The following is an 18,853-nucleotide window of genomic DNA, read 5'->3' as shown; positions in this document are numbered from 1 at the left end:
CCTCATCGCGAACCCGTCCCGTCCGGCCTGGGGCGTCGCTTGCCGCCCAGGTGGTCTATCGCATAGCCGTGCTCTTCCGGATAGCGGGCCAGGCGGGCCATCTTCCAGGCGGTGCGGGCGTCCATGCCCGGCCCGAACCCGGCGGCCAGACGGCCGGCCCGCCACGTTGTGCGCGGGGCGAGCAACCAGTGGACAAGGGGGAACCGCACCCGGCCGCCGACCGGGTCCTCCCCATCGGAACGGACTTCTCTCTTGCCGCCCGGGTCCGGGCGGTCCGAGGCATTTGACGTTGCGTCGACCACGCCGCGAGTATCCGGCGCCCCTGGGCGGATACGCAGACGATCAGCTGGTGACTACCGGAACGAGTGGACATGTGTCGCACTCCTCAGCGGGGCTCGCTCGGGTGCTGGGGACCGCCCTGGCCTTCGGCGAGGGCGAGGCTCTCCCCGAAGGCCTTCGACAGGGGTCAGGACGGTGACTGGGTACCCATTCTGTGGCAGGCGCCGACCATGGCCATGCCGCTGGAGGCGCGTTCCAACAGGATCTTGTTGAAGCTCTCCTCGTCACCGGAACGGTAGGCCTTGAGGGCCCTGGTGGCGCCGGTCAGGTCCTTCTGCAGCCCCGCTTTGACCGCCGGTGCCGTCGCCTTGGCGAGGTTTGCCTTATCCAGGTCCTGTATCTCCCGGAGCAGGTCCTCGACCGGTGCCTGGCCGTTGCCGTAGCGGTTGGACGTGACAATCCTGTCCCACTTCCCGATGATCTCGGACTGGTTCTCGCAACCGGCCTCGGTGGTGATGCCGCCGCTGCCGCCAGGTGGGGTTCCCGGCTCGTCACCCCCTCCGGCCCGGTCCGGGGCTGAGGAACTCGGTGGGGTGCGGCTCGCGCCGGTGTCGGGGACGTCGCCGTTGCCGATTGCCGTGATGGCGATGATGCCCCCGATGACGGCCGCGACGGCGACAGCGGCGCCCGCGATGGCGAGCGCGCGAGGGCGGCGCGGGCTCGGCTCCGGCGGCGGGAGGAGAGGGAGGGTGGGTGCCGCTGGGGGGACGGGGCGAGTGGGTGCTTCGGAGGCCACCGGGGAAACCGGTGGCTCCTGGGGCTCCTCAGACCCCCCGGGATCCGCCGCCTCCCCACGCTCCGCGGGTTCCCCGGGGCGCTCCCCAGGCGACGGGGCCCCGTCGATCACGGCCTGGGCCTGCGCGACGGTTGGCCGGTTGGCGGGGTTCTTGTCCAGCAGCCATGTGATCAACGGGCCCAGGCGCCCTGCGCGTTGAGGGGCGGGCGTCTGTCCGAGTACCACGGCGGTCAGGGTCTCCGTGGGCGTGTCGCGGTGGAACGGGGACACCCCCTCCAGCGCCTGGTACAGCGTCACCCCCAGGGAGTACAGATCTCCCGCGCCACCGGAGTCGACGCCGTCGAACCGCTCCGGCGCCATGTATTCCAGCGAGCCGATCAGCCCTCCGGTCGTGGTGACGGCCGTATCGCCCTTGTGGACGGCGATACCGAAGTCGGCGAGCAGAGCCCGGCCGTCGCGGGTGAGCATCACATTGGTGGGCTTCACATCCCTGTGAACGATTCCCGCCTTGTGTGCGGCTCCGAGGCCTTCCAGCAGTTCGCCGGCGACCCGTGCGACGTCCGCCACCGGCATCGGCCCGTTCTCGGCGAGCCTGTCGGCCAGGTTGGCGCCTTCGACGAGTTCCATGACGATCCACGGCGCCCCCTCCTCGATGACCACGTCGTGGACGGCGACGACATGGGGGTGGGAGCGCAGCTTGGCGGCGTTGCGGGCCTCCCGCTCCGCACGTACCAGTCGTTGCGCGTGCTCCGTCTCGGATGCCGCCGGGGGGAGCCAGACCTCTTTGACGGCGACGTCGACGTCGAGCGTCTGGTCATGGGCCCTCCAGACACGGCCGAACCCTCCGCCGCCCAGGGCCTCCTCCAGACGGTAGCGCCCACCGACCAAGCGGCCCGGTCGTGTCTGCTCGGCCACTGCTCCCCCTATGTGTCTGCGATGTTCCTCAACTGCTCTTGTTCATATGCGAATTGACTTCAGTGGGCTACCCGTTTCCGGGTACCCCCGCACGCCCTCTCCCACCCCACGGGCACAAGCACCACTATGGCGTACGGCACTCGCTCTCGCGGGCGGACCAGCGGAAGACGCCCGCGATGTGGAGGTGCCGGGCCAAGAGACGGGCCGTGGGATCGAGGAGGGCAGTGCGCAGGGGAGATCGCACCCGGCCGAGACGCGCACGCCGTCGGAGGTCTGCCGCTGAACACGGTCATTGGCCTGCGGCTCGTGGCTCGTGGCTCGTGACGTCATCGACGGCGGCACGGTCAAGACGCTCTGACGCGATGGCTCAGTGGCCGGGTGGGCCGTCTCCGGGCCGTCGAAGGACCGCCGAAGGACCGCCGAAGGACCGCCGAAGGACCGCCGAGAGCAACTGACAATGACCAACGTCGACCGCTCCCCCGCCGGCGAGCGCATCTGTGGAAGCGAACGCCCCAGGCCGGCGGTTCCGGACATCAGTTCTTCGGCATCCAGGAAGTAAAGCTCCAGCTCAGCGCGCAAGAGCCGAGAAGCCTTGAGTGGTTGTTTCCGTCCGGCATCGACGGAAACAACCACTCTGTGCGTTTTCCCAGCAGTCAGGCGCGGGCGCAGGCGGGGCACAGGCCCCGGTAGGTCACCTCGGCCTCGCGGACGGTGAAGCCGAATCGCTCGGAGGCGGGCAGGTCGGCCAACGGGTCGCCGCCGGGGTGGACGTCACGGATGGCGCCGCAGCGCGAGCACACCAAGTGGTGGTGTGGGCGGTGGGCGTTCGGGTCGTAGCGCTTGGCGCGGCCGTTGGTGGCCACCTCGATCACCTCGCCGAGCGAGACGAGTTCGCCGAGAGTGTTGTAGACGGTCGCGCGAGAGATCTCCGGCAGCCGGGCGGTGGCTCGCGCGAGCACCTCGTCCGCGGTGAGGTGAACATGCTCGCCGTCGAGTACCTCGGCGACCACCCGGCGCTGTGCGGTCATCCGCCAGCCACGTCCGCGAAGCCGTTCCAGCAGGTCACTCATGCCCACCAGCCTAACTGTGCATCGCCTGTCAAAGAATCCGTACGGCCCTGGTTGTCGTATTGACTTGGATTGAGTCCATCGTAGGATCGGCTCCGGCGAGAGCCAAGGGACAGGACAACAGCGGGAAAGAGCACGTGACGGTTCAGGAGACGCATCCGCTCGGGTTCGACGGACGCGTCGTGGCGTCGCTGACGTCGACTGCGCGGTCGGCGAGGCCCCTGCCCGAGCGCATCGACGACCCCGGCTTCCCGAACGACGAGGCCGAGGTCATCTTCTGGAGCCTGTGTCCCGACCGTTCCACCGCCCGCAGTTCCTGAGCACCGTGATCCGCCTGGCCCGGAAGGATTCCCATGCCTGAGAACCATGATGCAGCCGCCGTTGACGCAAAGACAGAGGGCGGAGGTGGCTGCCCGGTCGCGCACGGGCGCGCCGCGCACCCGACCCAAGGCGGCGGAAACCGCCAGTGGTGGCCGGATCGGCTCAACCTGAAGATCCTTGCCAAGAACCCGGCGGTGGCGAACCCGCTGGGTGCGGAGTTCGACTACGCCGAGGCGTTCGGCTCCCTCGACCTCGCGGCCGTGAAACGGGACATCGCGGAGGTGCTGACCACCTCGCAGGACTGGTGGCCGGCCGACTTCGGCAACTACGGCCCGCTCATGATCCGTATGGCCTGGCACAGCGCCGGTACGTACCGGATCAGCGACGGCCGCGGTGGCGCCGGTGCCGGTCAGCAGCGCTTCGCGCCGCTCAACAGCTGGCCGGACAACGCCAGCCTCGACAAGGCCCGCCGTCTGCTGTGGCCGGTCAAGAAGAAGTACGGCCAGAACATCTCCTGGGCCGACCTCCTGATCCTCACCGGCAACGTCGCGCTGGAGACGATGGGCTTCAAGACCTTCGGCTTCGCCGGCGGTCGCGAGGACGTATGGGAGCCCGAGGAGGACGTGTACTGGGGTCCGGAGGCCGAGTGGCTCGGCGACGCGCGCTACACCGGCGACCGCGAGCTGGAGAACCCGCTCGGCGCGGTGCAGATGGGCCTCATCTACGTCAACCCCGAGGGCCCCAACGGCACCCCGGACCCGATCGCCGCGGCCCGCGACATCCGTGAGACGTTCCGCCGCATGGCGATGAACGACGAGGAGACCGTCGCCCTCATCGCCGGTGGCCACACCTTCGGCAAGACCCACGGCGCGGGCCTGGCGGACCACGTCGGCGCCGACCCCGAGGCCGCCCCGATGGAACAGCTGGGCCTGGGCTGGAAGAGCACGCACGGCACGGGTGTGGGCGCCGACGCCATCACCAGTGGTCTCGAGGTGACCTGGACCAGCACGCCGACGCAGTGGAGCAACGGGTTCTTCCAGAACCTGTTCGGCTACGAGTGGGAGCTCACCAAGAGCCCGGCCGGCGCCCACCAGTGGGTGGCCAAGGACGGTACGGGCGCGGGCACCATCCCCGACGCGCACGACCCGTCGAAGAGCCATGCGCCGACGATGCTCACCACCGACCTCGCGCTGCGCCTCGACCCGGTCTACGAGCCGATCTCGCGGCGCTTCTACGAGAACCCCGAGGAGTTCGCGGACGCCTTCGCCCGCGCCTGGTTCAAGCTGACGCACCGTGACATGGGCCCGGTCGTGCGCTACCTCGGCCCGGAGGTCCCGTCCGAGAAGCTGCTGTGGCAGGACCCGCTGCCGGAGCGCACGTACGAGCTGATCGACGCCGCGGACATCGCCTCCCTCAAGGAGAGGATCCTCGGCTCGGACCTCACGGTCGCGCAGCTCGTGTCCGCGGCCTGGGCGTCGGCCTCCTCCTTCCGCGGCAGCGACAAGCGCGGCGGCGCCAACGGTGCCCGCATCCGCCTGGAGCCGCAGCGCAACTGGGAGGTCAACAACCCGGACGACCTCGCGCAGGTGCTGCGTACGCTCGAAGGCATCCGGGAGTCCTTCAACTCCGCGGGGACCGGCGGCAAGCAGGTCTCGCTGGCCGACCTGATCGTGCTCGCGGGCAGCGCGGCCGTCGAGAAGGCGGCCAAGGACGCCGGCCTCGCGATCGAGGTGCCCTTCACGCCGGGCCGGGTGGACGCCGCACAGGAGCAGACGGACGTGGAGTCGTTCGCCGCGCTGGAGCCGGCCGCCGACGGCTTCCGCAACTACGTCGGCAAGGGCAACCGCCTGCCGGCCGAGTACCTGCTGCTCGACAAGGCGAACCTGCTGACCCTGAGCGCGCCCGAGCTGACGGTCCTCGTCGGCGGCCTGCGCGTCCTGGGCGCAGGCCACGCCCAGGCGAAGCACGGCGTCCTCACCGACAAGCCGGGCACGCTGACGAACGACTTCTTCGTCAACCTGCTCGACCTGGGCACGACGTGGAAGTCGACGTCCGAGGCGCAGGACGAGTTCGAGGGCCGCGACGCCTCCGGGTCGGTCAAGTGGACCGGCACCCGTGCCGACCTCGTCTTCGGCTCGAACTCCGAGCTGCGCGCGCTCGCGGAGGTCTACGCGAGCGACGACGCGAAGGAGAAGTTCGTGAACGACTTCGTCGCGGCATGGGACAAGGTGATGAACCTGGACCGGTTCGACGTCGCCTGATCATGACGTCTCGGGGCCGTCGGCCGTGTTCTTCCCGCTTCGGAAGGCACGGCCGACGGCCCTTTCCGTGGTGCGGCCTAGATTTTCGGCCCGGTGAGCTGGGGGCTCGCCGGGCCGGTGGGCCTGATCAGCAGAGCCGCGACCAGACCCGCGAGCAGTGTGATGCCGACCGACCACCACAGGGTGTCGGTGAGGCCGGCCACCGTCGCCTTGTTGATCACATCCGCCAGCGGCGGCGGAGCCCCTTGCGCGCCGATGACTCGGCCGCTCCGGGCCGCATTGGCCAACATCGGCGGAAGCTCGCGTACAGCCTCCATTCGGGCGGCGATGGCCGAGGCGAGGACGCTGCTGAACAGCGCTGCGCCGAGCGCCCCACCCACCTGGTTGGCCGAGCTGGTCACCGCCGCGCCCCCGCCGGAGTCCGGCGCCGCGATGCCGGCCGTCGCGAGGGAGAGGAGCGGCATCATGGCCATGCCGAGGCCGAAGCCGGCGAGGAGCATGCCGGGCAGGACCAGGGCGGCGTACTCGCTGTCGGGCTTGAGGAAGGTCAGCAGCAGCAGGCCGAGCGCGGTGACCAGCAGGCCCGGCACGATCAGGTTGCGCGGTGCTACGCGGTGCAGCAGGCGGGCGGAGACCTGGGTGGAGCCGATGACGATCGCGGCGGCCGTGGGCAGCATGGCCGTGGTGGCGGCGATCGGCGCATAGCCGCGGGCGTTCTCCAGGTACGCCGTCAGGGTCGGGAAAAGGGCGAGCGTGCCGGCGCCGGCCAGGAACAAGGTGAGGAAGGAGCCGATGCGATTGCGGTCCTGGGTGAGGTACGGCGGCAGGAGCGGGTCGGCTGCCCTGATCTGCCACTGTACGAAGGCCAGGAGCAGGAGGATGCCGACCGTGAACAGGGCCAGTACCAGGGGGTCGGTCCAGCCGCGCGGGCCCGCCTGATGGAAGCCGTGGACAAGGGCGGCGATCCCGCCGCAGCCGAGCAGCAGGCCTGGCACGTCGAGGCGGGAGCCGCTGCGAACCGGGCGGTCGTGCACCAGGGTGGCCGCACCGATCACGGCGATCACAGCGAGGGGAACGTCGGCGTACAGGCACCAGCGCCAGCCCAGGTTCTCGAGCAGCCATCCGCCGGTGAGCAGGCCCACCGTCGAGCCGCCGGCGGCGATGGCGGCGTAGACCCCGAACGCCCTGCCGCGTGCCTTCGACTCGGGGAAGTTGGCCGCCACCAGGGCCAGTGCGGCCGGCGACAGCAGTGCGGCGAAGGCGCCCTGCAGGGCGCGGGCCACGACCAGCGCGCCGGAAGTGGGGGCCGAACCGCCGATCGCGGCGGCCACCGCGAAGCCGGCCAGCCCGATGATCAGCATCCTTTTGCGGCCCACCAGGTCCGCGAGATGCCCGCCGAGCAGCAGCAGCCCGCAGAAAGCCAGTTCATACGCGGTGAAGATCGCGCTCAGGCCGTCGGAGGGTAGGTGCAGGTCGGCCATGACGGACGGCATCGCCACGTGCAGGGACGCAGCGTCGAGCAGCACGAACAGCTGCACAAGAGCGACCGCCGCCAGGCCCCACCAGCGCCGGGGGTGCGGGGGCGGAGTGTCCTGGGGGTGGGGCGGGGAAGGGGGTGTGGGCCAGGCGTGGGGGGCCATGCCCGGGGGCGGTCCGAACCCCTGTGGGGGGACGGCGTCCGCCGGGGCCGTGGGCGAGTAGGCGGGCGGCGGGGGCGCCGACGGCTGCGGCGTCCCGGACGGGCTGCGCGGGTCCGCGAGGGGCACCGGCGCCTCGGCGGGCGCGGCACCGGGCGCGGCGACGGTCGTCTCAGGGGCGTAGTCCAGCAGCTTGGCCGCATGACGGCCGAGTTGGGCCAGCACCGGGCCCGGCAGCCATTCCCCCTCCGTGTCGGTCGCGGTGCGGGCGGCGACCTGCTGGAGGGTGGGCCGCTTGGCCGGGTCCTTGTCGAGGCACTCGCGTACGAGATCGAGCAGCGGCTCCGGTATGCCGGCCAGGTCCGCTTCCTCCTCGGCGATCCGGAAGAGGTGGGCGTTGAGCCCGGTGTCCGTGGCGCCGAAGAGGAGGCGTCCGGTGGCGGCGTAGACGAGGACGGCGCCCAGGCAGAACACGTCGCTGGCGGGGGTGAGTTCGAGGCCGCGTACCTGTTCGGGTGACATGAAGCCGGGGGAGCCGATCAGCATGCCGGTGCGGGTGTGCAGGCTGTCGCCGGCGAGGGTGTCCATGGCCCGCGCGATTCCGAAGTCGATCACGCGCGGTCCGTCCACCGTCACCAGCACGTTGGACGGTTTGAGGTCCCGGTGGATCAGGCCCGCCTCGTGCACCGCCTGCAGGGCGAGGGCGAGGCGGTTGGCCAGCACCCGCACGGAGTTCTCGGGCAGCGGCCCGAAGTCGTTCGCCACCACGGTGGTCAGGTCGGGCCCCGGGATGTACTGGGTCGCCACCCAGGGCACCGCGGCCTCGGTGTCGGCGTCCAGCACGTCCGCCGTCCAGGAGCCGCCCACCCGCCGGGCGGCCGCCACCTCACGGGCGAAGCGCCTGCGGAACTCCGGGTGCTGCGCGTGCTCGTCCTGGACGACCTTGACCGCGACGGTCCGCCCGGCCTCGGAACGGCCCAGATAGACCAGACCCATGCCACCGGCGCCCAGGCGGGCGATCAGGCGGTACGGGCCTATGTGCGACGGGTCTGAGGGGATCAACTGGTCCACGGGGGAAAGGTAGTCCACGGTACGGGCCCCGGTACCGGATTCCGCACTTCCTTACTTCCGGGGTTCCGTTGCGCAGGTCACTTATGCAACTTGTTGCATAAGGTCGCCCGGGTGGTCTACAACGTCTGTGACGACCCCTGCCCAAGGAGGCCCCCATGACCCCGTACCCGCATCTGATGAGCCCGCTCGACCTCGGGTTCACCACGCTGCCCAACCGGGTGCTGATGGGGTCGATGCACATCGGCCTGGAGGAGGCGGAGAACGGGTTCGAGCGGATGGCCGCGTTCTATGCCGCCCGTGCGCGGGGTGGCGTCGGCCTGATGGTGACCGGCGGGATCGCACCGAACGAGGCGGGGCGGCCGTACGAGGGCGGGGCCAAGCTGACCACCGAGGAGGAGGCGGCGCAGCACCGGGTGGTGACCGAGGCGGTGCATGCGGCGGGCGGGCGGATCGCGATGCAGATCCTGCACTTCGGGCGGTATGCGTATCACGGTGATCTGGTCGCCCCCAGCGCGCTTCAGGCGCCGATCAGTCCGTTCACGCCGCATGCGCTGACCGATGACGAGATCGAGCGGACCGTCGAGGACTATGTGCGGGCGGCGGAGCTGGCCCGGTCCGCCGGGTACGACGGCGTGGAGATCATGGGCTCGGAAGGGTATTTGATCAACGAGTTCATCGCGGGGGCCACCAATCACCGCACCGACCGGTGGGGCGGCTCGTACGAGAACCGGGTGCGGTTTCCGCTGGAGATCGTGCGGCGTACGCGGGAGCGGGTCGGGCCGGACTTCATTGTGATCTACCGGCTGTCGATGCTGGATCTGGTGCCGGGCGGGTCGACGCTGGAGGAGGTCGTCGCGCTGGCCAAGGAGATCGAGGCCGCGGGTGCGACGATCATCAATACGGGCATCGGCTGGCACGAGGCACGTATTCCGACCATTGCGACGTCGGTGCCGCGCGGGGCGTACACCTGGGTGACGAAGCGGCTGATGGGGTCGGTGTCCGTTCCGCTGGTGACCAGCAATCGCATCAACACCCCTGAGGTGGCCGAGGAGTTGCTGGCCGACGGGCGGGCGGACATGGTGTCGATGGCACGGCCGTTCCTCGCCGATCCGGATTTCGTGAGCAAGGCGGGCGCGGGGCGGGCCGAGGAGATCAATACCTGCATCGGGTGCAATCAGGCCTGCCTCGACCACACCTTCAGCGGGAAGATCACCTCGTGCCTGGTCAATCCGCGGGCCTGTCACGAGACCGAGCTGGTGCTCTCGCCCACCCGGCTGCGCAAGCGGCTGGCGGTGGTCGGCGCCGGTCCGGCCGGGCTGGCGTGTGCGGTGGCGGCGGCCGAGCGGGGGCACGAGGTGACGCTGTTCGATGCGGCGGCGGAGATCGGCGGGCAGCTGAACATCGCCAAGCGGGTGCCGGGCAAGGAGGAGTTCGAGGAGACGCTGCGGTACTTCCGTACGCAGCTCGCCCTGCACGGGGTGGAGGTACGGCTGAACTCCCCCGTCACGGCCGGTGACCTCGATGCCTACGACGAGATCGTGGTCGCTACGGGCGTCACGCCGCGCATCCCGGAGATCGAGGGCATCGACCATCCGAGCGTGGTCAGCTACCTCGATGTGCTGCGTGGCGGCGCGGAGGCCGGCGAGCGGGTGGCGGTCATCGGGGCGGGGGGTATCGGGTTCGATGTCGCGGAGTTCCTGACGGATTCCGGGGACGGGGCGAACCAGGATCCTGAGGCGTACTTCCGCGGCTGGGGTGTGGACACGACGTACGGCGAGCGGGGCGGTCTGCGGGCGCCCGAGCGGCCCCGGCCCCCGCGCCAGGTGCATCTGCTGCAGCGCAAGACGTCGAAGGTCGGCGCCGGTCTGGGCAAGACCACCGGCTGGATCCACCGTACGGAGCTGCGGCACCGGGGCGTCACGATGGTCGCGGGGGCGACGTACGAGCGGATCGATGATGCGGGTCTGCATGTGACGGTCGACGGGCAGCGGCAGGTCATCGAGGTGGACACGGTCGTGCTGTGCACGGGGCAGGAGCCGCGGCGGGAGCTGCACGAGGAGCTGCGGGCGGCCGGGCGCGGCGTCCATCTCATCGGTGGTGCGGATGTCGCCGCCGAGCTGGATGCCAAGCGGGCCATCAAGCAGGGGACGGAGCTTGCCGCGGCCCTGTGACGGGAGCCGCCGTGCCTAGGATCTCCCCATGTCCCTTCCGCATGCGATTCTCACCGCCCTGCTCGAAAAGCCGTCGTCGGGGCTGGAGCTGACGCGCAGGTTCGACCGGTCGATCGGGTACTTCTGGTCGGCCACGCATCAGCAGATCTATCGCGAGCTGGGGAAGCTGGAGCAGGCCGGGTTCATTCGCGCACTGCCCTGCGAGCGGCCGGCGCGTGGACAGAAGAAGGAGTTCGAGGTGCTGCCCGCGGGCCGGGCGGAGCTGACGCGCTGGGCGTCGGGCGAGCAGGACCCCAAGCCCATCCGGGACGCGCTGCTGCTGCGGCTTCGGGCGGCCGCGGTGGTGGGGCGCGAGGGGCTCGATGACGAGCTGCGGCGGCATCTCGCCCTGCATCAGCGGCAGCTGGCCGAATACGCGGAGATCGAGCGGCGGGATTTCGGGGCGGCCGCGACGGCCGAGGAGGACCGGCTGCGGCGGCTGGTGCTGCGGGCCGGGATCGGGCTGGAGACCTTCTGGGTGCAGTGGCTCGAGGAGGCCCTGGGCGAGGTGGCCGGGATGGAGCCGTCGGGCGGCGCTTCGCCCGGCCCGCCCGCAGGCGGTCCCCGGTAAGGGTGCCGGCCGTCACCGGGGGAAGTCCCGGGGACGGCCGGTCTGTTGGCGGCTCGTCAGCAGTTGTCGTAGATGAGGGCGCGGACCAGACGGCAGGTCGTGTCGGAGGGTGCGTGCACGCCGATGGCGGCCGCGGTGGTGCGGATCCGGCGGTTGTGGGCCTGCTCGGGGCGGTAGACGCCGGTGTCGAGCAGGGCTATGGCCAGGCGCATGGCCTTCAGGCGGCGGTTGTGGGATTCATACCGCTCGCGCGGCCATCCGGCGGGCAGTGGCTTCTTGGGCAGCGGGTGGGTCGGGAGAGGCTTCGTCATGAGTGCGGCAGCGGCCATCGGCGACCTCCTGGAGTGCTGGGCGATCCCTGTGATCCCTCACTTACTGGTTCCCATTCTACCGTTGCCCACTGACAAAAGCCCCTGGCCAGCGGTGATTTGGGAGCCGAGGGCCGGACCGGGTGGGGCCCTTTTCGTCAGGCCGTTGCGGCGGCCCGCAGGCCGGTCTTGTCGGGCTTGCCGGCCGGGGTCAGCGGGATGACGTCGAGCACGCGGACGACGGTCGGGACATAGAGGGCGCCTTTGTGGGCTTCCACAAAAGCGCGGACCTCGGCGGGGGTGATGTCATGGCCCGTGGCGGGGACGATCGCGGCGTGTACTTCCTCGGTCTCGTCCGCGGTGCGCACCCCGTAGACGGCGCAGTGGGCGATGGCCGGATGGCTGTGCAGGAGGTCCTCGACCTCCGCCGGGTGGACATGCCCGCCGACGACGATGATCAGGTCCTTGCTGCGGTCGACGAGGAAGAGGTAGCCGTCCTCGTCCAGGCACCCGATGTCACCGGTGCGCAGCCAGCCGTCGCGCAGTACCTGCGCGGTGAGTTCGGGCTGCTTCCAGTAGCCGGACATCACACCGGCGGAGCGTACGTAAATCTCGCCCTGCTCCCCCGGTGGCAGCGGCCGGCCCGCCGCGTCCCGGATGACCAGCTCGACGCCGGGCATCGGGCGGCCGACGGTGATCTTGCCGCCGGGGCCGGTGACGGCGTGGTCGGCCGGGCCCGCCTCGGTGAGGGACATCGCCTCGGACTGGCCGTACCAGCAGTAAAGGATCGGGCCGAAGGCGTCGAGGGCCTGCCGCAGCCGGGAGGGTGAGGCGGTGCAGCCGCCGTAGCTGATGCGGGTCAGGGAGCTGAGGTCGGTGGCGGGGAGGGCGGGGTGGTCCAGGAGGCGGTAGAGGAGCGGAGGCAGCAGCCAGAGGTGGGTGATGCGGTCGCGGGCGATGGCGGCCAGCACGGCGGCGGGGTCGAAGGTGCGCTGGAGTACGACCGTTCCGCCGGCGGCGAGCGTGGCGTCGGACACGATTCCCGCGAGGTGCGCCAGCGAGGTGCAGACGAGCAGACGGGGCCGGTCGCCGACGGCCTCCATACGGAGGGAGAGCATCCGGGCGAAGGGGGCATGGGCCATCCGGACTCCCTTGGGGATGCCGGTCGTTCCGCCGGTGTGGCGGATGCACCAGTCGTCCTCGGGGCGGGCGGCGCACCGGATGTCAGGGGTGTGCGGGAGGGCGGCGCAGGCGGCCACGAGGTCGGGGACCGGGCCGGCGGCGTCCGGGGACGCGTCCCGTACGGGGGCGGGCACCGGGCCGAGGGTCATGACCTCGGGGGCCGGGCCCCGGAGGTGGCCGAGCAGCGCCCGCGCGGTGTCGTGCAGGTCGGGGTCGACGAGGAGCAGGGCGGTGTCCACGCTCTCCGCGATCCGGGCCAGGGTCTCGGCGGCCATACCGACGTAGAGGAAGACCACGCGGGCGCCGAGGAGGTTGGCGGCGTAGCGGGCGGCGAGCACCTCGTGGCGGTTGCCGCTCAGGAGGGAGACGGTCCGGCCGCGGCCGATGCCCCGTCCGGCGAGTACGGCCGCCATGCGGTGCACGGTGGCGTGCAGTGTGCCGGCGGTGACCTCGGCGCCGTCCGCGCTGATCACGGCGGTGCGGGAGGGATCCCGGTCGAAGACGGTGAGGAGGGTTTCCACATAGCTGACGGGGGCGGCGGCTTCGACGGGGGCGGCGGCTTCGACGGGGGCGGCGGCTTCGACGGGGGCGGGCCGGGAGGCGTGGGGCTCGGCGGGGTGTGTCATCGGGTGCGGTCCCTCGGGTCGGTGGGGGTGGGAGTCGTCGGGTCGTCCGGTCGTCCGGTCGTCGGGTCCGGTGTCCGGTCTCCGGTGTCCGGTCTCCCGTCGTTCATGACGCTAGGGCGGTTCGCTCATGCCTTCCACGACCAAATGCGCCATGTAGTCATGGCGGACGAGGCATAAGCGGTGCAGCGGAGGCCGCGCTGCGGGGGCGGTGTGCTCTCGTCCTTTCGGCCAGGGGATCGGGGCCGCTTTGCCGAGGGAATGCGGGCGGCACGCTGCCTGGCGTGGGTGGCCGTACGGGTCGGACAACGGAACGCACGCAGTCGGCCGGGCACCGCCGGGCGTCCTGGGCCGTCGGCTGTGGGACGAATGGCCGCTGGTGGGTGCGTGTGTTACGGGCGGCGCGGGGCCGCCCGGATCGGAGCGGCCGACCTGACGCCGGGGCTGGTGATCGCGGGCGCCGACGCGGTGATCAAGTAGCCGGGCGAGGAGCCGTACGGGCCGCCGCAGGCCATGCCGTACGGGGCGCCGCAGGCCATGCCGTACGGGGCGCCGCCGGGGCAGCCGTCCGCTCACCCCAGCCCCTCCTCCGCGCTCGCCAGAATCTCGGTCACCCGGACGCCGAAGCGGATGTCGCAAGGATGCGGCAGGCCCGTACGGGCGGCGGCGAGCAGTGCATCGACGGCCCGGTGGAAGGCCGGTTCCGGGCCGGTCGTGCGGCGGGGCAGGGTGGTGACGCCGGCGGCGCCGCGCAGGGTGACCGCGACGCCGGACGCGGCCGCGGGGGCGGTCAGGCTGAGCGTCGCCGAGCTGGCCGCGCCGCCTGCATGACGGATCGTCAGCAGTGTCGTGTCGGCCGGGCCGCGGGTGGCGGTGACCGTTTCCGCGTCGCCCAGGACCGCGAGGAGTACGGACAGCGCGTGCGGGCCGACGTCCCACAGGGCGCCCTTTTCGCGGCGCCAGGGCGAGTCGGCGTACGGGCTGTCTCCCCCGTCCTCGGCGAACACCGAGCCGAGCCAGTCGGCATGGGCGGTGAACCAGCCGCCGGCCGCGGCCTGGGCGGCGATCCACTCGCCCTCCCGTACCCCGAAGCGCGCGGTGAAGAACACGACGGAGGCGCGGCCCGCGCGCTCGGCGGCGCCGGCTACGGCGCGGGCCTCGGCCACCGTGGTCGCGACCGGCTTGTCCAGGAGGAGGTGGCAGCCGGCCTCGGCGGCCCGCACCGCCAACGGGGCCTGGACGGAGGGCGGGAGCGCAAAGGAGACGGCGTCGCAGTCGGCGAACAGATCCTCGGGGCGGGCGTACACACGGGTGCCATGGGCCCGCGCCGGCTCGGCGGCGGCCGGAGGTCTGCGCCCCCAGATGCCGGCGAGGTCGACGCCTGGATGGGCGGCGAGGACGGGGGCGTGTACGCGCCGCGCCCAGGGGCCGGTGCCCAGGAGCCCGATGCGCCGAATCGGGTTCTGCTTCACGTCCGCAGTCGTCATACGGCAAGTGTCCCGCGCGCCACTGACAACGGCCCGCGGCCGGAAAACCTCGGGCCCGGACCGCACCCCGGATGTTAGGTTTCCCGGGCCGGCCGCGGGACTCCGGTGCGACTTCCGGACCTGCTCTGCTAAGCAACGATTCGCTGTTCGTGCCCCCATTCCCCGGCCGGCTTCACGCTACGGGGGAGGACGACATGGCGACGCGCGCCGAGCCGGCGACGGCGCACGCGGATCTGGTGGCGGCCGAGGACGTGCTGCTGTTCGTGAATGCCGCGATCACCTCCACCGGGCAGCGCGAATTCCACTCCGATGAGCACGCGCAGCACATGTCGCTGGGCTTTCTGCACGAATACGTACGGGTCAACTACCGCTCCCTGTATGCCGCTTCGCTCGCGCTGGACATCAATGACCACAACGCGGCGCTGATCGTGCGGCGGCTGCTGGAGACGGCGGGCGAGGCGGGTCCCGAGGAGCGGCGGGCGGAGGGGCGGCTGATCGCGGCCCGGCTGGCGCGGCTGCCGGCGCCGCGGGTGTACCGGCTCTTCCGCGCGCTGCGCGCCGCCAGGGTGAACAACCGCCGCACCCGCGCGATCATGCGCGACTGGCTCGCCGCGCGCCCCGACCCCGCCCTGGATGCCGTGAAGTACCGCACGGGCCTCAAGTGCGCCGCGCGCCACGCCCATCTGCCGCTGGACGACACCCGCCACGGCGGCGCCGGCGAGCTGGGTGACTTCCTCTTCGCGCCCGGCCGCCGCAAGCACTTCACCACCCCGCTGCTGGACGCCTGGCAGCGGGCGCACTACGAGCAAAGCGCCCTGTACGAGCTGCCGTTCACCGTCGCCGAGGGGTTAGCGGCCAGGCGCGGCATCGACCGCCGTGTCTTCCTGGAGCGCATCGCCCCCAGGATGACGCGGCTGGAGCGACTGCGGATGCAGGAGTCGGCCCGTACGCACCGTGCCGATGTGGGTGCGGATCTCACCGGTATGCCGCTGACCCGGCTCGCCTCGTACGTCCTGGGGCTGTCCCTCGACGACCGGGTGGCGCGGCGCGCCGAGCTGACCGGTGCGCTGCGGGACGCGGCGCGGCGGGCGGCGGGCGCGCAGGCGGGGACGTGGGGCCGGGTGGCGGCCGTGCTGGACGACAGCTTCTCGGCCACCGGTTCGCGACAGAAGCGACAGCGCCCGCTGGCGGTCGCGCTGGCCTGCCATTTTCTGCTGGAGGCGCTGTCCGGGACGTATCTGCCCCGGTGGACGTCGGGGCGGCAGGACGCGCTGCTGGTCTACCCCTACGGGGCGACGCCGCTCGGTATGCGGGTGCTGGACGCGCTGGAGTCCGCGCCGGAACGCCTGGTGATCGTCTCGGACGGGTGGGACAACGCGCCGCCGGGGCTGGCCGGTGAGGTGCTGCGCGCGTGGCGGACCTCTGTCGATCCTCAGGGCCGTACGTCCGTCGTCCACCTCAACCCGGTGTACGACGCGGAGGACTTCGACGTACGGCGGCTGTCGGCCTCGGTGCCGACGGCGGGGGTGCGCAACGCCGAGGATCTGCCGGCGCTGGTGCAGCTCGCGCGGTTCGCGGAGGGGCGTACGGGGGCGGCGGAGCTGCGGGCCCATATGGAGGACCGGGTGCGGCAGTTCCTGGAGGAAGCGGCGGGCGGCAGGGATCGCAAGCGGGGTGAGACGGTATGAGCAGGCTGGATCTGGACGGGCTGAGTGCGCGTCCGGCGCAGGTGTGGGGCGCCGTCCGGCTGGTCCCGCTGGTGCGGGCGGAGCCGATCGCCGATCTGCGGCTGCACCGCGAGGTCTACGAGGGCTGCTCCGAGGGCGCGGCAACGGTGGCGGCCGACCGGCGCACCTCGTACACCTCGTACATTCCGCACGGTTTCGTGGCGAACTGGACGGGCGACGGCACCCCGGCCGCCTCGTACGGCTCGCAGTTCGGCGATCAGCGCGGCCCGGTGGAGTGTGCGCCGCTGCATCTGCCGCGCAGGCTCGTCCAGCGGCAGCCCAGGGCCCGCCGGGCCGGCGGCGGTCCGGCGGGGCTGCGTTTCCTGCCGCTCCATCTGGCGCTCGACGGCTATCTGGCGCTGCACTTCGGCGGCCCGTCCGTCGTATGGGAGGAGTGGACCCGGCGCGCGGTACGCGACGGGCTGTCGCCGCGTGCGGAGACGGCGTACCGGGGCGGGGTGGTGCGCGGGCTCGGTGATGCGCTGCGGATCTTCGAGATCCATCCGGGCCAGTGCGGGGTGATGGTATACGTCGCCGACGCCCTGGCGGCCGCGTTCGTGGTGCCGCATCCGGACGACTACCGGGCGCTGCACCCCTCGCTCGTGCACGACCTGTACGGCGAGCTGATCTATCAGTACGGCCGGTACGGCCCCAGGTCGATGCCGGACTTCACCGTGCGGATCGCGCCGGAGTACATCACGTCGGTGGCGGATCTGCGGTCGGCGGCGGCGCGGCGCCTGCGGGAGTGGGAGGAGCAGCATCACGACCTGATGGCGGGCGATCTGCTGGACGAGTCGTACTCCGTACGCCAGGTGTACCGAATGGGGCGGTTCCGGCTGTCCCGGTTCCTGCCGCCGTTCGCGCTCCACCGCTCCCAGCACATCGGCGAGATGATCACCGACGGGAAGGGGCGCGTCGCCTACCTCAAGACGTTCCGGCTCTCCGACAAGCAGGTCCGGCGCGGGCATGTGCTGGACCGGCTGGCGGCGCACGACTGGCACATCGGCGACACGGCGGCGGCGATGGGGGTCAGCACCCAGGAACTGGTCCGGCGGATCCACCATCTGGGATTCGAGGGACTACTCAAGGGCAATGTCTGAGATTTTCCGGGCCCGCAAGCATGTAAAGCAAGGCGAGACACCGGGATTCGCACCACAATCGAAGGATGTCCGATTGAGTAACCTGTGGTTCACATACGGGCAACGGACGGGAAACGGCTGGTTGCGAGAGTGCAGCGGTACGCCCGCACGCGTACCCGCACCTACCCGTATATGAGGACCCCGTGACCATCAAGGCCGAGTACATCTGGATCGACGGCACCCAGCCGACCGCCCAGCTCCGTTCCAAGACCAGGATCCTTGCGGACGGCGCGAAGCTGCCTCGGTGGGGCTTCGACGGGTCCAGCACCAACCAGGCCGAAGGCCACTCCTCGGACCTCGTCCTGGAGCCGGTGTTCAGCTGCCCCGACCCGATCCGCGGCGGCAACCACCTCCTGGTGCTGTGCGAGGTCCTCAACACCGACCTCACCCCGCACTCCTCCAACACCCGCGCCCTGCTGCGCCCGGTGGCGGAGAAGTTCGCGGGGCAGGAGCCGATCTTCGGCATCGAGCAGGAGTACACCTTCCTCAAGGGCGACCGGCCGCTCGGCTTCCCCGAGGGCGGCGGCTTCCCGGCCCCGCAGGCCGACTACTACTGCGGCGTGGGCGCCGGCGCGATCTTCGGCCGGGAGATCGTCGAGAAGCACCTCGACCTGTGCCTGGCCGCCGGGCTCGGCCTGTCCGGCATCAACGCCGAGGTCATGCCCGGCCAGTGGGAGTTCCAGGTCGGCGCGCTGGCACCGCTGGAGGTCTCGGACCACATGTGGGTGGCGCGCTGGCTGCTGCACCGCACGGCTGAGGAGTTCGGCGTCACCGCGTCGCTGGAGGCCAAGCCCGCCAAGGGCGACTGGAACGGCGCGGGCGCACACTGCAACTTCTCCACCCGGGCGATGCGCGAGGGCTACGACGCGATCATCACCGCCTGCGAGGCGCTCGGTGAGGGCGACAAGCCGCTGGAGCACGTGCGCCAGTACGGCACCGGCATCGAGGACCGCCTGACCGGCGCCCACGAGACCGCCCCGTGGGACGCGTACTCCTACGGCGCCTCCGACCGCGGTGCCTCGGTGCGCATCCCCTGGCAGGTCGAGGTCGAGAAGAAGGGCTACATCGAGGACCGGCGGCCGAACGCCAACGTCGACCCGTACGTGGTCACCCGCCTGATGGTGGACACCTGCTGCACGGAGCTGGCGCGGCGCGAGCAGGTCTGAGGCACATAAGCCGCAGCCATCGTCGGCCACCCCATACGACAACGTCGGCCTTCAAGACCACAACCAGGTCTTGAAGGCCGACGTCACACAGGC

13 protein-coding genes and 1 pseudogene are annotated in these 18,853 nt (G+C 71.3%); 7 read left to right on the top strand and 7 right to left on the bottom strand.

The window, feature by feature from the left end; translation table 11 throughout:
- Positions 1 to 2 precede the first annotated feature (2 nt).
- From ACZ4S3_RS05075 to ACZ4S3_RS05065, 3 genes are all read right to left on the bottom strand, one after another.
- The gene (locus ACZ4S3_RS05075) at positions 3 to 302 is read right to left on the bottom strand and encodes a hypothetical protein (RefSeq protein WP_467925831.1); all 300 of its coding nucleotides are present in this window, start codon (positions 300 to 302) and stop codon (positions 3 to 5) included.
- Between the two features lie 164 nt (positions 303 to 466).
- Entirely contained in the window at positions 467 to 1,990 is a 1,524-nt protein-coding gene (locus ACZ4S3_RS05070) for a serine/threonine-protein kinase (protein ID WP_467925828.1), read from the bottom strand.
- Between the two features lie 653 nt (positions 1,991 to 2,643).
- Positions 2,644 to 3,060 (bottom strand): Fur family transcriptional regulator, encoded by a 417-nt coding sequence (locus tag ACZ4S3_RS05065; protein ID WP_467925823.1) that lies wholly within the window; start codon positions 3,058 to 3,060, stop codon positions 2,644 to 2,646.
- A gap of 184 nt (positions 3,061 to 3,244) precedes the next feature.
- On the opposite strand from ACZ4S3_RS05065, the pseudogene ACZ4S3_RS05060 reads away from it, so the two are divergent.
- Positions 3,245 to 3,377: pseudogene (locus ACZ4S3_RS05060) on the top strand (transcriptional repressor); the annotation flags it as partial.
- A 33-nt stretch (positions 3,378 to 3,410) separates the two neighbouring features.
- Complete coding sequence (gene katG / locus ACZ4S3_RS05055) at positions 3,411 to 5,639, top strand: catalase/peroxidase HPI (RefSeq protein ID WP_467925818.1); 2,229 nt, start codon at positions 3,411 to 3,413, stop codon at positions 5,637 to 5,639.
- 77 nt (positions 5,640 to 5,716) lie between these two features.
- Here the strand turns inward: katG and ACZ4S3_RS05050 are convergent, their stop codons facing one another.
- Positions 5,717 to 8,347, bottom strand: coding sequence for an MDR family MFS transporter (locus ACZ4S3_RS05050; protein ID WP_467925815.1), 2,631 nt, complete (start codon positions 8,345 to 8,347; stop codon positions 5,717 to 5,719).
- 155 nt (positions 8,348 to 8,502) lie between these two features.
- On the opposite strand from ACZ4S3_RS05050, the gene ACZ4S3_RS05045 reads away from it, so the two are divergent.
- Both ACZ4S3_RS05045 and ACZ4S3_RS05040 read left to right on the top strand, forming a co-directional pair.
- Complete coding sequence (locus tag ACZ4S3_RS05045; protein WP_467925811.1) at positions 8,503 to 10,518, top strand: NADPH-dependent 2,4-dienoyl-CoA reductase; 2,016 nt, start codon at positions 8,503 to 8,505, stop codon at positions 10,516 to 10,518.
- Positions 10,519 to 10,546: 28 nt separating this feature from the next.
- Positions 10,547 to 11,128 (top strand): PadR family transcriptional regulator, encoded by a 582-nt coding sequence (locus ACZ4S3_RS05040; protein WP_467925808.1) that lies wholly within the window; start codon positions 10,547 to 10,549, stop codon positions 11,126 to 11,128.
- 56 nt (positions 11,129 to 11,184) lie between these two features.
- Here ACZ4S3_RS05040 and ACZ4S3_RS05035 read toward each other — a convergent pair whose 3' ends face one another.
- The 3 genes from ACZ4S3_RS05035 to ACZ4S3_RS05025 all read right to left on the bottom strand — a co-directional run bounded on the left by ACZ4S3_RS05035 (position 11,185) and on the right by ACZ4S3_RS05025 (position 14,728).
- Positions 11,185 to 11,457, bottom strand: a complete 273-nt coding sequence (locus tag ACZ4S3_RS05035) for a hypothetical protein (RefSeq protein ID WP_467925804.1) — start codon at positions 11,455 to 11,457, stop codon at positions 11,185 to 11,187.
- Positions 11,458 to 11,594: 137 nt separating this feature from the next.
- Complete coding sequence (locus ACZ4S3_RS05030; RefSeq protein WP_467925802.1) at positions 11,595 to 13,244, bottom strand: AMP-binding protein; 1,650 nt, start codon at positions 13,242 to 13,244, stop codon at positions 11,595 to 11,597.
- Between the two features lie 569 nt (positions 13,245 to 13,813).
- On the bottom strand, positions 13,814 to 14,728 hold the full coding sequence (locus tag ACZ4S3_RS05025) for a Gfo/Idh/MocA family protein (protein WP_467925798.1): 915 nt from the start codon (positions 14,726 to 14,728) through the stop codon (positions 13,814 to 13,816).
- A gap of 194 nt (positions 14,729 to 14,922) precedes the next feature.
- Between ACZ4S3_RS05025 and ACZ4S3_RS05020 the strand changes: the two genes are divergently transcribed.
- From ACZ4S3_RS05020 to glnII, 3 genes are all read left to right on the top strand, one after another.
- Positions 14,923 to 16,416 (top strand): hypothetical protein, encoded by a 1,494-nt coding sequence (locus tag ACZ4S3_RS05020; RefSeq protein WP_467925794.1) that lies wholly within the window; start codon positions 14,923 to 14,925, stop codon positions 16,414 to 16,416.
- A complete protein-coding gene (locus ACZ4S3_RS05015) occupies positions 16,413 to 17,555 on the top strand; it encodes an ARPP-2 domain-containing protein (protein ID WP_467925791.1) in 1,143 nt (380 codons plus the stop codon). Before ACZ4S3_RS05020 ends, ACZ4S3_RS05015 begins: the two co-directional genes overlap by 4 nt.
- A 182-nt stretch (positions 17,556 to 17,737) precedes the next feature.
- On the top strand, positions 17,738 to 18,760 hold the full coding sequence (glnII, locus tag ACZ4S3_RS05010; RefSeq protein ID WP_467925788.1) for a glutamine synthetase: 1,023 nt from the start codon (positions 17,738 to 17,740) through the stop codon (positions 18,758 to 18,760).
- Positions 18,761 to 18,853: the final 93 nt, after the last annotated feature.

Source organism: Streptomyces sp. NPDC028368, assembly GCF_055565615.1.
The sequence above is the reverse complement of the archived record's forward strand: the minus strand, read 5'-3'. Positions and strand labels throughout refer to the sequence as shown.

Bases quoted from the DNA above. Each gene is read 5' to 3' on its own strand.
- ACZ4S3_RS05015 (WP_467925791.1), top strand. From the start codon at position 16,413: ATGAGCAGGCTGGATCTGGACGGGCTGAGTGCGCGTCCGGCGCAGGTG.
- ACZ4S3_RS05040 (WP_467925808.1), top strand. From the start codon at position 10,547: ATGTCCCTTCCGCATGCGATTCTCACCGCCCTGCTCGAAAAGCCGTCG.
- ACZ4S3_RS05065 (WP_467925823.1), bottom strand. From the start codon at position 3,060: ATGAGTGACCTGCTGGAACGGCTTCGCGGACGTGGCTGGCGGATGACC.
- ACZ4S3_RS05020 (WP_467925794.1), top strand. From the start codon at position 14,923: ATGGCGACGCGCGCCGAGCCGGCGACGGCGCACGCGGATCTGGTGGCG.
- katG (WP_467925818.1), top strand. From the start codon at position 3,411: ATGCCTGAGAACCATGATGCAGCCGCCGTTGACGCAAAGACAGAGGGC.
- ACZ4S3_RS05035 (WP_467925804.1), bottom strand. From the start codon at position 11,457: ATGGCCGCTGCCGCACTCATGACGAAGCCTCTCCCGACCCACCCGCTG.
- ACZ4S3_RS05030 (WP_467925802.1), bottom strand. From the start codon at position 13,244: ATGACACACCCCGCCGAGCCCCACGCCTCCCGGCCCGCCCCCGTCGAA.
- ACZ4S3_RS05025 (WP_467925798.1), bottom strand. From the start codon at position 14,728: ATGACGACTGCGGACGTGAAGCAGAACCCGATTCGGCGCATCGGGCTC.
- ACZ4S3_RS05045 (WP_467925811.1), top strand. From the start codon at position 8,503: ATGACCCCGTACCCGCATCTGATGAGCCCGCTCGACCTCGGGTTCACC.